The 14,773-nt window shown below is 46.6% G+C and carries 10 protein-coding genes; all 10 read left to right on the forward strand.

The genetic code is table 11. The features are described from left to right. Positions 1-255: 255 nt before the first annotated feature. Positions 256-861, forward strand: a complete 606-nt coding sequence (locus tag AMS66_RS18045; protein WP_053782116.1) for a biliverdin-producing heme oxygenase — start codon at positions 256-258, stop codon at positions 859-861. A 78-nt stretch (positions 862-939) separates the two neighbouring features. Continuing rightward, positions 940-3,447 carry a diguanylate cyclase domain-containing protein gene (locus AMS66_RS18050; RefSeq protein ID WP_236703494.1) on the forward strand — a complete coding sequence of 836 codons (2,508 nt, stop codon included), beginning with the start codon at positions 940-942 and terminating at the stop codon, positions 3,445-3,447. Positions 3,448-3,597: 150 nt separating this feature from the next. After that, positions 3,598-5,307, forward strand: a complete 1,710-nt coding sequence (locus AMS66_RS18055) for a TerB N-terminal domain-containing protein (RefSeq protein ID WP_053782118.1) — start codon at positions 3,598-3,600, stop codon at positions 5,305-5,307. Positions 5,308-5,314: 7 nt separating this feature from the next. Then, a complete protein-coding gene (locus AMS66_RS18060) occupies positions 5,315-6,655 on the forward strand; it encodes an ATP-binding protein (protein ID WP_053782119.1) in 1,341 nt (446 codons plus the stop codon). Continuing rightward, the gene (locus AMS66_RS18065) at positions 6,652-8,865 is read left to right on the forward strand and encodes a DEAD/DEAH box helicase (protein ID WP_053782120.1); all 2,214 of its coding nucleotides are present in this window, start codon (positions 6,652-6,654) and stop codon (positions 8,863-8,865) included. Before AMS66_RS18060 ends, AMS66_RS18065 begins: the two co-directional genes overlap by 4 nt. A gap of 337 nt (positions 8,866-9,202) precedes the next feature. Beyond that, complete coding sequence (locus tag AMS66_RS18070) at positions 9,203-10,156, forward strand: EamA family transporter (RefSeq protein ID WP_053782121.1); 954 nt, start codon at positions 9,203-9,205, stop codon at positions 10,154-10,156. Between the two features lie 206 nt (positions 10,157-10,362). After that, positions 10,363-10,788, forward strand: coding sequence for a cupredoxin domain-containing protein (locus tag AMS66_RS18075; protein WP_053782122.1), 426 nt, complete (start codon positions 10,363-10,365; stop codon positions 10,786-10,788). A gap of 97 nt (positions 10,789-10,885) precedes the next feature. Beyond that, positions 10,886-11,908, forward strand: coding sequence for an SDR family oxidoreductase (locus AMS66_RS18080; RefSeq protein WP_053782123.1), 1,023 nt, complete (start codon positions 10,886-10,888; stop codon positions 11,906-11,908). A 9-nt stretch (positions 11,909-11,917) separates the two neighbouring features. Next, complete coding sequence (locus tag AMS66_RS18085; RefSeq protein WP_053782124.1) at positions 11,918-12,574, forward strand: carboxylesterase family protein; 657 nt, start codon at positions 11,918-11,920, stop codon at positions 12,572-12,574. Positions 12,575-12,767: 193 nt separating this feature from the next. Continuing rightward, positions 12,768-14,773: fibronectin type III domain-containing protein (locus tag AMS66_RS18090; RefSeq protein ID WP_236703495.1), on the forward strand; the 2,006-nt coding region annotated here is incomplete at its 3' end.

Consider the following 14,773-nt stretch of genomic DNA (forward strand, 5'->3'; position numbering starts at 1 on the left):
CCCAGTTTATCATGTAGATGGATGAACAGCATTATACAATCCATGAATTGTGGCCAGTTATACTAACAACGTATAAACGTATTCAAGATGTAACGATGCTTGATTCATATAGTTTTCTGGAGCAAGAAAAAGTATACTTACATAGAGTCTTTATCTAGATTAAATGGAGTATCCATTCAAACCTACACTGAATATTCAGTTAAGTATAATTCTTAATTCTGATGAAGAGATCCGATATAGAAGGGCGATGATTACATGACAGCCAGTACCATTATGGAACGTCTGAAGAGTGAGACAGCTCATTATCACAGACAAGTGGAACAGAACGATTATGCCAAGGCTATTATGAATCAAACCGTTAGCTTAGAAGATTACAAGAAATATCTGGAGAAATTCTACGGGTTCCTGAAACCATTGGAAGATCAGGCTGTACAGCAGCCTTTCTGGGAAAGCACGGGACTGGATTTCGAGATTAGAGGAAAAGCAAATTTACTTGAAAATGACCTGCGGAATCTTGGCGCCAGTGAAGAACAAATCAGCCAGGTCCCTTTATGTAAGGATCTTCCGGATATCTCGACACCAGCAAGGTTGTTTGGCTACCTATACGTCATTGAAGGGTCTACGAACGGAGGTCAGATCATGACGAAGCGCTTGTCACAGTTTCTACCGATTGAAGCGGACCGGGGACTGGAATATTTTAATGCCTATGGTACGGAAACCAGAACGAGATGGGCAGAGTTCACGGAACTGCTGCGTCAATCCATCACAGCGGAAGAAGATCACGACATTATGGTGCACACGGCTTCGGAAACGTTCCGATTGCTTGATCAATGGATCAATACAAATACAGATCATTTGTAAGTTGAAATAAGAGTTATCACATCATGAGAGGGGATTTTTCAGGCTATGCCCGAATCGAAGTCCAGGAAAGAAAATAATATGCTTAACCGTACATTGCTCAATCAGGGTACGTACACCAATGATCCAATTGATTTAAACAATTGCGACAAAGAACCCATTCATATCCCCGGCTTCATTCAACCTCATGGTGTGCTCTTGGCTGTGACCACCAACATTATCCCGACGATTGTACAATGCAGCCAAAATACAGAAGAACTTCTCGGTCTTACTGCGCAAGAAGTGATTGGTCTCCCACTCGAACATCTGATTGGCAAGGATAATATCAGACAGGTGCTGGCATGCAACTTCAATGCATCTGTAACATCAGACCTGCAATATATGGATCTAACGATTAACGTATCAGGAAAGGCTCAGGTCTTCACTTCTGTCATTCATGAAAGCGAAGGGTTGCTGATTCTGGAGCTGGAGCCTTCCTATGAAAGAGAAAATATGGAAGTTAATGATTTTGAGTGGATTTCCAGCTTCTTCAGCCGGATCAAAAGTACTGACAATCGGGTGGAAGCGAGCCAGATTGCAGCAGAACAAGTGAAAGAAATGCTCGGCTATGACCGGGTCATGATCTATGAATTTGACGAACAATGGAATGGAAAGGTCATCGCAGAAGCACGTGAGGAAGAGCTCGAACCGTTTCTCGGACACCATTATCCGGCTTCAGATATTCCCAAACAGGCACGGGAATTGTACCTGCGCAATTGGTTGCGGACCATTGTGAACGTGAATTATACACCTGTAGAGATAGTTCCCTTGCTTCAACCTTTGAGGGGCAAACCGCTCAATCTGAGCTTGTCGGTTCTGCGCAGTGTATCTCCGTTGCATATTGAGTATTTGCAGAATATGGGTGTCGGAGCAACTGTAACCATCTCCTTGATTCATGACAACCAACTGTGGGGCCTGATTACATGTCATCATTATTCAGCCAGATATATACCTCATCGTGTTCGAAACTTGTGTAATTTCCTGGGTTCCTTCTTCTCAAGTGAACTGTTTCAACGTCAGCAGCTGGATGATTATCAGGCTGAGATCAGGTCACGTGAAGCGGCTACCCAAATCGCAAATATTTTTATTGGGAATACAAGTCCAGTGAGAATTATTGAAGAGTTGCAGGGCGAAGAGCAGACCTTGCTGAGCCTGATGGATGCTTCGGGAGCTGCGATCTGTTATCAAGACAAGCTGTTGTTATATGGGGATACGCCGGCAAGAGAGCAAGTACGGGAATTGGCGGCATGGCTGGCAGGAAAGTCGGAAGATTACAGTTATCACACCTCCAAGCTGAGTTTGGAGTATGATCCTGCTAAAGCTTACACGGAGAAAGCATCGGGTATTGTTTACGTTGCCATATCCCCTGGGCAGCATCACTATATCATCTGGTTCCGTCCAGAGGTGGTTCAGCTTGTGGATTGGGCAGGTGATCCAGCCAAAGCGGTGATCAAAACCGATGATGGCATGCGTTTGTCTCCCCGGAAATCATTCGAGAAATGGAGAGAGATCGTCCAATCTACTTCCTACCCGTGGACAACGAAGGAACTGAATGTGCTGCCACTACTCAAAAGCATCGTACGCCGTCAAACCGAGAACCAACTGGTTCAGGCGGAAGAACAGGCTTTGCAGAATGCACGAATTTTGCGCCAAAATGAGCAGCGCTACTTGCAGTTGATGGAGTTTTCCCCGGTGGCCTTTTTTACGTTGACGGACGGGGTCATTATTTATTGCAATAACAAGGCAGCTGAACTGTTTGGCTATGAAAACTCCAAAAATCTCATCGGCAAGGACTTCAGAGGATTTGTGCCTGACAAGACAAGAACGATTTTGCAGCAAAACCTGGAGGAGCTGAAGCTCAATAATACTCGTTTGTATACCAACCAGGCGTACTTCACCACAGCAACGGGCACGTCTTTGCTGCTTGAGATTACACTGGCTTCTGTTACGCATGCAGGCAAACCTTCAGTGATGGTACTTCTGAACAGTGGAACCTCCCATCATGATCAGGATCATTATACGGAGACAACCAGTCAGCTCCAGAACTATCTCAACACAGATCCGTTAACAGGCATGCCGCTTCAGACGATATTCAAATCCCAGCTTCAGGATGATTGGGATGAATGTTTGCAGGAGAAATGCAGTTTGGGTCTATTTATTATCGATATCGATGATTTCCGTTCATATAATGCATCTTATGGACTTCAAGGTGGCGATCTGTGCCTGCAATGGATTGGAGACGTACTTATGGTTGTTAGTGAACAGAATGATGCCGTCATCTCACGTCTTCGGGGAGGAACCTTCATGTTGAAACTGAAGAGTGCAACCTCGGAACGTTCAGCGGAGCTTGCCGAAGAAATTAGACAACATGTGCTTGCACTTCAAATTCAGAGGGATCTATCCAGCCCAAGTGAAGTGGTCACTGTTAGCGTTGGCGGTGCAGTAATGGTTCCTGAAGAGACGCTGTTGATGTCGGATCTGATTGAAAGTGCCAGTCAGGCCCTTGCTCAAGCCAAGAGTGACGGGAAAAATCGGGCTATCGTGGTTTGACACGAAGTTGTACAATCATGCTATAAAGGATGCAGCAAAATGGTGTAGAGAGAGGCATTTAAACTGGATATCAGTTTGAATGTCTTTCTTTTTTTCTGCTAAAAAGGAAAGTATTATTTTCATCACCGCAGGCACAGGACAAGTGTTATAATGTTGAATATGGATACACTTGTTCGTATTCGCACTTGGAGGACGGTGAAACGGAATTCAATGAAAGAGGATTCAAGACAACTGGAGTTTATGGAGATAGATCTGAGCGAAGAACCGATCACAGCGGCAGTCCCGGTTCCTGATCGTTCAACGATTGTCCGTGCTGATTTTGATATAAGATTGCCTGGCGGCATATTGTCTTCGGAGAAAAGGTTTGTCGAGGAAGCAAGACAACTCATTGAAGTAAAAGGGGAGCAGGTTCCCTGGGTTCCTTTCATGAGTTATTGGCCGACCTATGGTGTAATGAATGAACCCCAGCGTAAGTGGTATATGTATTGGAGGACGGAAGTCCGGCAAGGGCGTTTCCCTGATACGGATCTGTCCTATTTGTTTGTTCATATTTATGAACTGATTAACGGAATTGGTTGGCAGGAACCCCAGGAAGGTTACGATCAATTAAAACAACTATGGATGAACTATCGTGAAAGGCTCCCGCAGTTGGATGTATACATGCAGGAGTGGATCATTGATTATGGTCTGGTTCATGAGTTGAACATGTCATTATCCGAGATGGTGGAGCTTTCGAGCGGGTATTTGCCACCGGAGATTCTGGATATGGAATTGCAACGGTTGTTGAACAACGATATATCGGATATCTCATTGAAGCTGTTACAGAGATACTATGACTATGACATTACGCTCAGCAAATTTTACAGGGATGGCGGTAAGCAAGTTCTTGAACAGTATATTCCCCGAGTCATGGCTTTGGTGGATTCTTATCTGCTGCGTACACGCAAGGCAGGCATACTGGATCAGTTTCAGCTGAATCATGAAAGGACTATGGAACGTACACTGTTTCGAAAAGCCGTATATGACGATTCCACTTATGGGAAATCGGTTCGAATGACATATGTTCCGATTGGAGAGCATGCAGATTTTGTCCAGTTTGTAACCCGAGTATTTCGATGCACTGAAAATAAATGCCGTGAACTGCTCGGTTTCAGAGGGCGACTTCGTGGAAAGACCCTTGAACCTGAGCTTGCAAACGTGATTGAACGTTACCTGGACAAGGCTTTTGCATTCGAACAAATGCGAGTAGTAGAGCAACCGATAGTTCGAATTAATGCGGAGAAACTTGCATCGTTGCAACAGGAGAGTGAATATGTGCGGAGAGCACTCATGATCGAGGACGAGCATGTTCCTGAAGATGGGGCCGCAAATCATGCCACTGATGTTAGCAGCAGATGTGATGGATTAGAAACCTTCGTAGAGATTGAACAAGATACGGGCAGTCGAGACCCTCTGGTCTTCCAGAACTCAGTTGATGAAGCTGAAGGTGTCGATGATAAGCACTCTAACCAACTGGAAATTGACGCCGAGAAGACGATTAATTCTGACCGAGGACAAAGAAGCGGAGATTCGGAGTCGTTAACCCTGCAATGGGAGGCAGCTTTTTCTGCTGATCTGGATGAAGAGTGGTTAGAATTCTCTGAAATGCTATCTCCGCAGCATGTACAGGCAATTCATGTCCTGCTTGGTGCAAGCCCGGATATGGGATTGATGCGAGTGGCAGAGCAATACGGTACGATGCCTGCACTTCTGTTGGATGAAATTAATGATATAGCCATGGAAACGATTGGTGACCTTTTGTTTGAAGGCGATCGGTTGGTTTCGGAATATATGAATGTGTTTGAACATGTGAAGAGGTGATTGGGCAGTGGCAGAACTTAAAATACCGAAGCGGCTGACTACCGCACTAGTGAATTCGTTGACAGCAGGTGTTGTTCCACGAATTGGACTGGAGCAGATTGCTGTTGGGCGGAAGTCTGAAGTGGACGCGATCTTACGGGATATGGACAACATTGCAGAAGGCGGGGCAGCCTTTAAGCTGATTACAGGAAGGTATGGGAGCGGGAAAAGCTTTCTGCTGCAGATGATTCGTAACTATGCGATGGATCGGGAATTCGTTGTGGCAGACGCCGACTTGTCACCTGAGCGCAGACTGGTGGGAACCAAAGGTCAGGGGCTTGCAACATACCGTGAGCTGATGACTCGTCTGTCTACGCGTACACGCCCGGATGGCGGGGCACTGGAACCGATTTTGCAGAAATGGATCGCTGGTCTTCAACAGGAAGCGATGAAAAGTCAGGGCTTGCGCCCGGATGATCCGGCTCTTCCCACTGAAGTCGAGAAGCTGATCTATGCGGTGACGAACGAAATGCAGAATCTGGTGCATGGATTCGATTTTGCCAAGGTACTGGCTTCATACTGGAACGGGTATAAATTGGCGGATGATGACCGCAAACAGGCTGCGCTGCGCTGGTTGAGAGGGGAATTCGCAACCAAGACGGAAGCAAAGAAAGAGCTGGCTGTTGGTGTCATCATTGACGATGATAACTGGTACGATTACTTCAAATTGTGGTCAGAATTCACGGCACGAATCGGTTATAAAGGACTACTATTGTTCATTGATGAAGCGGTGAATCTGTACAAAATTACAAACAGCATTTCCCGGCAAAGCAACTACGAGAAGTTGCTTACCATGTTCAATGATACGATGCAGGGCAAAGCAGAACACCTCGGCATCTTTGTAGGGGGCACACCACAATTTGTGGAGGATGAAAGACGGGGACTTTTCAGTTACGAAGCACTTCGGTCCAGACTCATTGATGGCCGCTATGCAGCAAGGGAATATGCGAATTATACCGGGCCGATCCTGAAACTTTCGATGTTGTCCCATGAAGAAATTTTGATTCTGTTGCAGAAGCTGCGTCAGATTCATGCCCTTCATTTTGGATACAGTGCAAGTCTGACGGATGAGGATTTAGTTGGTTTTATGCAAACAGCGGTGAACCGGCTCGGTGCGGATGAGTTACTGACCACACGTGAAGTGGTACGGGACTTCATGGATGTGCTGCATACGCTCCATCAAAACCCCGAAGTGACCTATGCTCAATTGCTTGGTGAGCGAGCAGTCAAACCACCGGAAGCAGGAAAAGGAACGGATTCATCATCTGCCGATGATCTGGATGATTTTCTGGCGGAGTTTGAATTATGAGTGAGAACCCTTTCTATCGACTGGCTCCTTTTGTACAGGAATTTATTTATAAAAAAAGATGGGAATCGCTTCGGCCTGCCCAGATTGAAGCTTGCAATATTTGCTTTCATACTCCGCATCATATGTTGATTGCGGCAGGCACAGCCTCCGGCAAGACGGAGGCGGCTTTTTTTCCTGCGCTGACCGAGCTGCATGAACGACCCTCCAAATCCGTGGGTATCTTGTACATCGGGCCGCTTAAGGCATTGATTAATGACCAATTCGAGCGATTAAAGGACCTGTTGTCCGAGGGGGATATTCCGGTATGGCACTGGCATGGGGATGTGCCTCAGGCAGAGAAAACACGTCTCATGCGAAGTCCCTCTGGTGTGCTTCAAATTACGCCTGAATCGCTGGAAGGTCTGCTGATGAATCGTCCCAATGCCATTCCAGCACTATTTCATGATCTGCGGTATGTCATTATTGACGAGGTTCATGCTTTTATGGGAGCGGATCGAGGGATTCAAGTATTGAGTGAGTTGGCCCGCCTTGAGCGCATGGCCGGATGTAGACCGCGAAGAGTGGGACTGTCTGCGACGCTGAGTGATTATGATGCAGCTACAGCCTGGCTTGCTGCCGGAACAGGGCAGGGTGTGGATGTGGTTTCTTCCCCTGGTGGTCGCAAGTTGCGTTTGCGGGTGGAACATTTTTCGTTTCCTGATGCGCGGGATGAAGAACAGGCAGAACATCTGCATAACGCACGTAAAGTCTATTACGACTTCATCTATGAAAGTACACATCGTAAAAAGGCGCTGATCTTTACCAACAGCCGGACGGATGCCGAAGTCACCATACTTGAGATGCGGCGTGTCGCCGCACGGAGGCAGGAGCGGGATGTATTCCATGTTCATCATGGAAGCATATCCGCCATGCTTAGAGAAGAGACTGAGGCTGCTCTGCGGACCGGATCAGGGCCAGCAGTAGCTGCGGCTACCGTAACATTGGAACTGGGTATCGACCTGGGTGAACTGGAGCGGGTTGTGCAGCTTGGAGCGCCTTATAGTGCATCAAGCTTTGTCCAGCGTCTTGGACGGTCAGGCAGGCGGGAGGATATGGCTTCCGAGATGCTTTTTGTATGTCCGGAAGAAGAGGATGAGGAAGCACAATTGCCTGCTCGTATGCCATGGACACTAATGCGGGCTATTGCTGTTATTGAATTGTATGTAAAGACCAAGTGGGTTGAACCGCTGGAAGCCCGCAAAATGCCGATGGGAGTGCTCTATCATCAGACGATGAGTATGCTGAAAAGCATGGGGGAGGCTGAACCCAAAGAACTGGCTGAGGCCATGCTTTCGCTGGCACCTTTCGCGTACATTCGTGCAGATCAATATCAGCTTTTTCTAAATTATCTGATTGAAACCGATCATCTGCAGTGGACAGAAGATCGGACATTAATTATCGGGCTTACGGGTGAGAAAACCGTGAATAACTATCGCTTTTACGCGGTGTTCAAAGATGATGAAGAGCACAAAGTGCTGAACGGTTCCGAAGAGATTGGCTCCATTACAACGGTGCCACCACCAGGTTATTGCTTCTCGCTTGCAGGCAAACTGTGGAAAGTGGAAGAGGTGGACCACAAGCATAAATCCGTGTATGTGAAGGCGGCCAAAGGCAAGGTGGATACGTTATGGCTTGGTGCTGGTGGGGACATTCATACGACGGTCGTCCAGAAAATGCGTGAAGTACTGTCAGACACGGTGGTATATCCTTATCTGTCCCCGCAAGCGGTAAATCGCTTGGAGCGTGCTCGTCGACTTGCGCGTGAAAGTGGATTACTGAAACAGGTAGTCATTCCAGCTGGAGGAGATTCCTTGTATGTATTGCCCTGGGTGGGAAGCAAGTCTTTCCGCACATTGGAGCGTTTAATGAAGCACAACTTGTCTGACAAGCTCGCCTTACGTTCTGTTGTACCTATGGAGCCTTATTATTTTGTCGTGTCAGGCAAGGTGGATGGTCGCACCCTTTTGGCCGAGATCATGAGTGAATGTCGAACAGCCGAAGACGCATCTGCGTTACTTTCAGAAGATGAAGCACCGTATCTTGGTAAATATGATGAATTCGTGGCTCCTGCTTTGATCCGAGAGGCTTTTTCAGTGGATGGATTGGATTTAAATGGTCTGCAAGAAGGATTGCAGCAAACGTTAACATGGGATTCTTCATCTATAAAATGACGTAATTACGTAGTTTATTTACTTTGAATTTGAATTAGAAAAATTTAAATTGTGAATCAGGGTTGACACCACCTCACCTGCAATGTAATATATGAAAAGTCGTCACACACGAATCGCAAACAACAAATGCATATTTCATTTCGTATAACCTCGCAGGCCGAAAGTGTACACAGGGCGAGGGTCTCTACGGGAAGCCTATACTTCCTAACTACGATGCCAGGGAATCATTGTATCCCTTGCTCGTAGTTAGGATTTTTTGCATTTGGATGGTGTCTGTGACCTTGGCATGGATCAAACATGCGGACGCATTTTTCGATCATCAGGAGGTTTATCTACTATGAAATATTATCTGTCCGTTCTCGCAGGAGCGATGAGCTATGGCATATTATCCACAATTGTGGTTCTGGCTTACGGCGAAGGGTACAAACTTGGAGAGGTTGTGGGTACACAGCTGATCACGGGCTTCATTCTGTCCTGGATGCTGGCATTATACTCGAAATTTAGAATGAAACGGAAATCACAGGCAGATGGAAAACCATCAGCAGCTGTGGCAAAAGCTTTCCAGAAATTAACGTGGAAGCAGCGTTTTCTGTTAATGGCTGCAGGGACACCGACGGTCATTACCGGTCTTGTCTATTATCAGTCCTTGCGGTACATTCCCGCATCCCTGGCCATTATTCTTTTGTTCCAATTCACGTGGATTAGCGTATTGATTCAGGCCGTGAGCAAACGTCAGCGTCCTGACAAAGTAACCTTCTTGACCTTGATTATCCTGTTTGGCGGAACATTGCTGGCAGCAGGTTTCCTGGAACAGGGACTCGGAGAGTTTAACGGCTTGGGCATAGCGCTTGGGTTGATGGCAGCTGTAAGTTACTCTCTGTTTGTACTGTTTAGCGGTAAAGCGGTTCCATCGGCACATCCGGCTTTTCGCAGTGCCTGGATGGTCACAGGGGGTCTGGTCTTGCTGTGTATCCTGTTCCCACCGACGTTCCTGTTTAACGGATTGATTTGGAGCCAGTTGCTTGTTTTCGGATTGTTGCTTGGATTCTTCGGAGCTTTTATCCCGCCTGTACTGTTCGCAGTAGGTGTCCCTCATATTGGTGGCGACATGGCCGGAATTCTGGGTGCGGTTGAACTCCCAATTGCGGTATTGCTCTCATCCATCGTGCTTCACGAGCATGTGAGCACATTGCAATGGATCGGGGTGATCGTGGTGCTGATTGGTGTAGCGCTGCCAGAGATCTATAAGTTGCGGATGAGACGAAGTCGAAATACACCTCTATATTCCTGAGTGGGGAATAAGATAGAGTTATAAAGATCATAGCTATAGCTGAAAGAGTAAGAGCCTGAATAACGCAGGCTCTTTTTTTATGAATACATTTGGCTAAGTGAAGTCCATTCAATATGGCCCATATGAGTCATTTTCATTTTTAACGGGATGGGGTATGCTGAAGAAGAGTTGCAATAGAATGGGAACATAGAAAGAGGAGCGTTGAGATGAAAAGCTGGATTAGCAAAACCTGGCCTTGGCTTACGCTGGGAATTACCGTAGTTGTACTGCTAGGATCTTTTATGGTGTACTTTATGGGCAAGGACATGTCCCCTGGTTCAGGAAGTGCCGTAACGGCCAAAGCCGAGACGCCGGAGGATTTGAAGGGATATGAAGTTATTGATGTTAACGTAAGTAATGACGGTTTTGAACCTGATGTTATTGAAGTTAAATCCGGAGTCCCCACCAAAATCAACTTTATTCTTACCCGGCAAGTTACACACGTCAAATCAGTGGGATCAAGAAAGCTTGGCATGGACCTGTATATGCAAAAGGGAAATAATTACTACACCTTGGACAAAGATCTCCAGCCTGGGGAATATGAAATTCACTGCGGTATGTACATGATTTACGGGACGATTAAGGTCATATAATGGAGAGGAGCAAAGATTCGAGAATCGAATCTTTGCTCCTCTTTTGTGTGCATGATATCATGGACTAGTGATCAATTTCATCTGGAGGTGGCCAAATATGAAAGCGCTATTTATTGGAGGGACAGGTACCATCAGTACAGCAATTACCGATCAGCTTGCCAAGCAAGGCTGTGAACTTTATTTGATCAACCGGGGAAATCAAAATGACAATTTGCCAGCGCAAATCAAAGTGCTGCAAGCCGATATTAACGATGAAGCACGGGTTGCGGAGCTGATTGCTGATCTGGAGTTCGATGTTGTTGCAGACTTTATCGCGTTTGTACCTTCCCAGCTGGAGAGAGATTACCGTTTGTTCAAGGACAAAACGAAGCAGTTTATATTTATCAGTTCGGCATCTGCCTACCAGACACCACTTGCTGATTATCGAATCACTGAGGGTACGCCATTATCCAATCCGTATTGGGAATATTCACGTAACAAGATAGCCTGTGAAGACTATCTGATGAAACAGTATCGTGAAGAAGGATTTCCGGTGACCATTGTACGTCCAAGCCATACGTATAATGAACGTTCTGTTCCCCTGGGTGTGCACGGAGTCCAAGGTAGCTGGCAGGTTCTTAAGCGCATACGTGAAAATAAACCCGTACTCATTCATGGAGACGGTACATCACTCTGGACAATAACGCATAACCGTGATTTTGCCAAAGGATTCATTGGCCTTATGGGGAATATCCATGCCATTGGTGAATCGGTACATATTACCTCGGACGAATCGGTAACCTGGAATCAGATCTATGAGATTATTGCAGCAGTGCTTGGTGTCAAGCTTCATGCAGTTCATGTATCTTCCGAGTTTTTGGCGGCGTGCAGTGATCAGGATCTTCGAGGCGGTCTGCTGGGGGACAAGGCGAACACGGTTGTATTTGATAACAGTAAATTAAAGAGACTGGTTCCGGAATTTGTGGCAACGATTAGGGCCGATCAAGGAATCCGGAGTACCATAGAATATATTCTTGCACATCCTGAATTGCAGACCGAAGATCCCGAATTTGATGCTTGGTGTGACAAGGTGGTCGGAGCGCTGGACGCAGCATTGCTGAAAATTAGAGATGAGAAATGAGGCGAGCATATGTCCCAGAGCGGCCATCGGCTGGTAAAAGAAATCACCAAAACCGTTACATTGGACTATTTGCTGCACATTCCCGAGAGGGAGGAGCCGCTTTCCAATAATGAGAAGTGGCCTGTCATTATGTTTCTTCATGGTGCTGGGGAACGAGGGAATGATCTGGAAAAGATTAAAGCACACGGGGTTCCCCTTATTGCCGAGCAGGACAAAAGTTTCCCTTTTATCGTAATTTCACCGCAGTGCCCGGTAGATGAATTCTGGGGTATGCATCGTGAAGCTGTTATGGCTCTTCTGGAACATGTGTTGGAAACCGAAGCAGCTGACCCGCAGCGGGTGTATCTTACTGGTATGAGTATGGGTGGATATGGTGCATGGGATCTGCCGCTTTTTTACCCGAATACATTTGCAGCATTAGCTCCTGTATGTGGGGGAGCGGATCCATCCAAAGCGGAAGAATTGCGTAATATACCCGTCTGGGCATTTCATAGCGCCAAGGATGACATCGTTTACGTCTCTGAATCCGAGAAGATTGTTCATGCACTCGAAGCACTGAACGCGGATGTGAAGCTCACGATATACCCTGAAGGTGACCATGATGCCTGGACAGAAACGTACGATAACCCAGAGTTGTACAAGTGGTTTCTGAGCCATACGTTATAATCAATCATTCGTGAATGAAAATATATTCAGCATTCCTAAGTATTTACTTTCGTTATTCGAATCGTTATAATCAAGAAAAAATGACACTTGTTAGGGGAGGCACCCCAACAGAGGACTTTGTTCCTTTGTTGGGGTGCCTCCTTTTTTGGTGTGCAGAAAAGGAGAGCAGACGTTGAAGAAATCGCGAAAATCTATGAAAAAGCAAGCCGAGCAACTCACCAAAGTGGTACTGGCATTTGCCTTGCTGTCCCCCCAAGCCTTGTTGGTCGAGTGGGGTTCAACAGCCGTTATGGCTGAAGCTGTGGAAAGCATCAGTATTGTATCCGACACTGCCAGCATGAAGGCTGTTCAATCCTCCAAGGTGAAGGTGGAGATGAATAGTGATGGCAAATATAGAATTGTGTTGCTTCCAAACACCAACGTATTCTACGGTGGCGATACCGGGAATGTATCCACCATTATTGATCATAACGGAACGCCTGTTAATTTTAAGTCATTACCCCTTAATTATTATCGAATTAATAACAACGTTATCGAAATGTCCAGGCAAAAAGACAATGTAGAGTATATTTTGCGGGTGTCCATCGTTAATGCCACTTCTCAGGGCGGTTATATGAAGGTGGAGCTGGAGGCTATAAACCGCAGCGGCTCAACGCTGAATCTGGGAGGCACGTTCTATTGGGATACGATGGTGAATGGTAACGATGCTTCTCCGTTTGAAGTGATTGAGAACGGCTGGCGCAATTACAGCGGTGGCGTTCAGGTAACGGCTTTTTATGCCAATACGTATAATGTTGTGGACGCGGATCGCATTTTCATGGGGCAGTATAGTAGCCCAGACAGTGCGCAGTTAACAGGTGGTTCTTCACCATCTTCCTTTACGCCAGGACAGACGGTGACGGCGACGGATACCGCTGCGCAATTCTGGTGGAACGGCAAAGCAACCGTCAACGAGACGTCACGCAAATTTTCGACGATTGTAGGGATTGGTCCCAAAAATGCACCGCCCTCGTTTGCGCTATCAGCCCCCTCTTCGGGTCAGACCTATTATAAAGGAGAACAGCTTCAAATTTCCGGTACGACCAGGGATACGGATGTGGGGGATCTTCTGACCGTCAAATGGTCAATCGACGGAGGGGCCGAAAACATTTTGACACAGATGACAGCCACAGGTTCCAATCAGTCGTTTAACACGAATTACACATTGCCAGATACACTCGCAGATGGCGCACATACGTTGCAGGTGTGGGTTATGGATGACAAGGGTGGTGTCTCCTCAGCGGGCAACGTCAACTTCACGGTAAAAAGTTTCGTTGTTCCGGGAGCGCCGACATTTACATCGGTTAACCATAATAATCTGACGGTGAACTGGGACAAGAAGGCGAATGATGCTTCCGTGACGTATGAACTGAAAAATGTAACGACCAATCAGACTTTTGATACAAGTACATCAAATAGTCGGCAGGTGACCGGACTTATACCGAATACCCAATATTCCTTTGCCGTGCGCGCCAAAAATACGGCTGGTTCTTATACGGGGTATTCAAGTCCAGCTAGCAAATTTACACTGGCAAATACACCTAGTGATGCAGCTGTGAGCCAATCGGGTAACTCCGTTACAGCGAGTTGGAGTAGTAATGGCAATCCTGCTGGAACGAATTACAAAACGGAAATACGTAACTCAGTCGGACAAGTGCTTGCATTGGGTACAATTCCATCAACTCGGACTGAACTTGCGTTAACTGGACTTGCAGACGGATTATATGACGTATATGTAGCAGCACTGAATGGAGAAGGCATACAGACTGCATTTACCTCTGCAGGTCAGATCACAAAGGATACAACCGGTCCCACCGCTCCCTCTATAACAGTAAATCCTTCTTCTTGGACCAAGGAAGATGTCCTGGTTACGATTACAGCAGGCTCGGATGCCTTAAGCGGTGTGCAGAAGACACAGTACAAGCTGGGAATTGGGGGAGAATGGAAGGAATACACTGTTCCCTTTACGGTTGCTTCTGAAGGCAACACACTCATTATTGCACGAAGTATAGATACATTTGGTAATACAGGACAAGAGGCTTCTGTTACTGCGCGAGTGGATCGCACATCTCCGACACCTCCCGTGATCTCGTTAAATCCTCCGGAATGGACCAATTCAGCAGTGACGGTGACGTTAACGGCAGGTACGGATGAAGCAAG

This window comes from Paenibacillus xylanivorans, assembly GCF_001280595.1.
GTDB lineage: Bacteria > Bacillota > Bacilli > Paenibacillales > Paenibacillaceae > Paenibacillus > Paenibacillus xylanivorans.

Excerpts from the sequence above, each read along its gene's own strand:
- AMS66_RS18045 (WP_053782116.1), top strand. The coding sequence starts at position 256 with ATGACAGCCAGTACCATTATGGAACGTCTGAAGAGTGAGACAGCTCAT.
- AMS66_RS18085 (WP_053782124.1), top strand. The coding sequence starts at position 11,918 with ATGTCCCAGAGCGGCCATCGGCTGGTAAAAGAAATCACCAAAACCGTT.
- AMS66_RS18075 (WP_053782122.1), top strand. The coding sequence starts at position 10,363 with ATGAAAAGCTGGATTAGCAAAACCTGGCCTTGGCTTACGCTGGGAATT.
- AMS66_RS18050 (WP_236703494.1), top strand. The coding sequence starts at position 940 with ATGCTTAACCGTACATTGCTCAATCAGGGTACGTACACCAATGATCCA.
- AMS66_RS18070 (WP_053782121.1), top strand. The coding sequence starts at position 9,203 with ATGAAATATTATCTGTCCGTTCTCGCAGGAGCGATGAGCTATGGCATA.
- AMS66_RS18055 (WP_053782118.1), top strand. The coding sequence starts at position 3,598 with ATGTTGAATATGGATACACTTGTTCGTATTCGCACTTGGAGGACGGTG.
- AMS66_RS18065 (WP_053782120.1), top strand. The coding sequence starts at position 6,652 with ATGAGTGAGAACCCTTTCTATCGACTGGCTCCTTTTGTACAGGAATTT.
- AMS66_RS18080 (WP_053782123.1), top strand. The coding sequence starts at position 10,886 with ATGAAAGCGCTATTTATTGGAGGGACAGGTACCATCAGTACAGCAATT.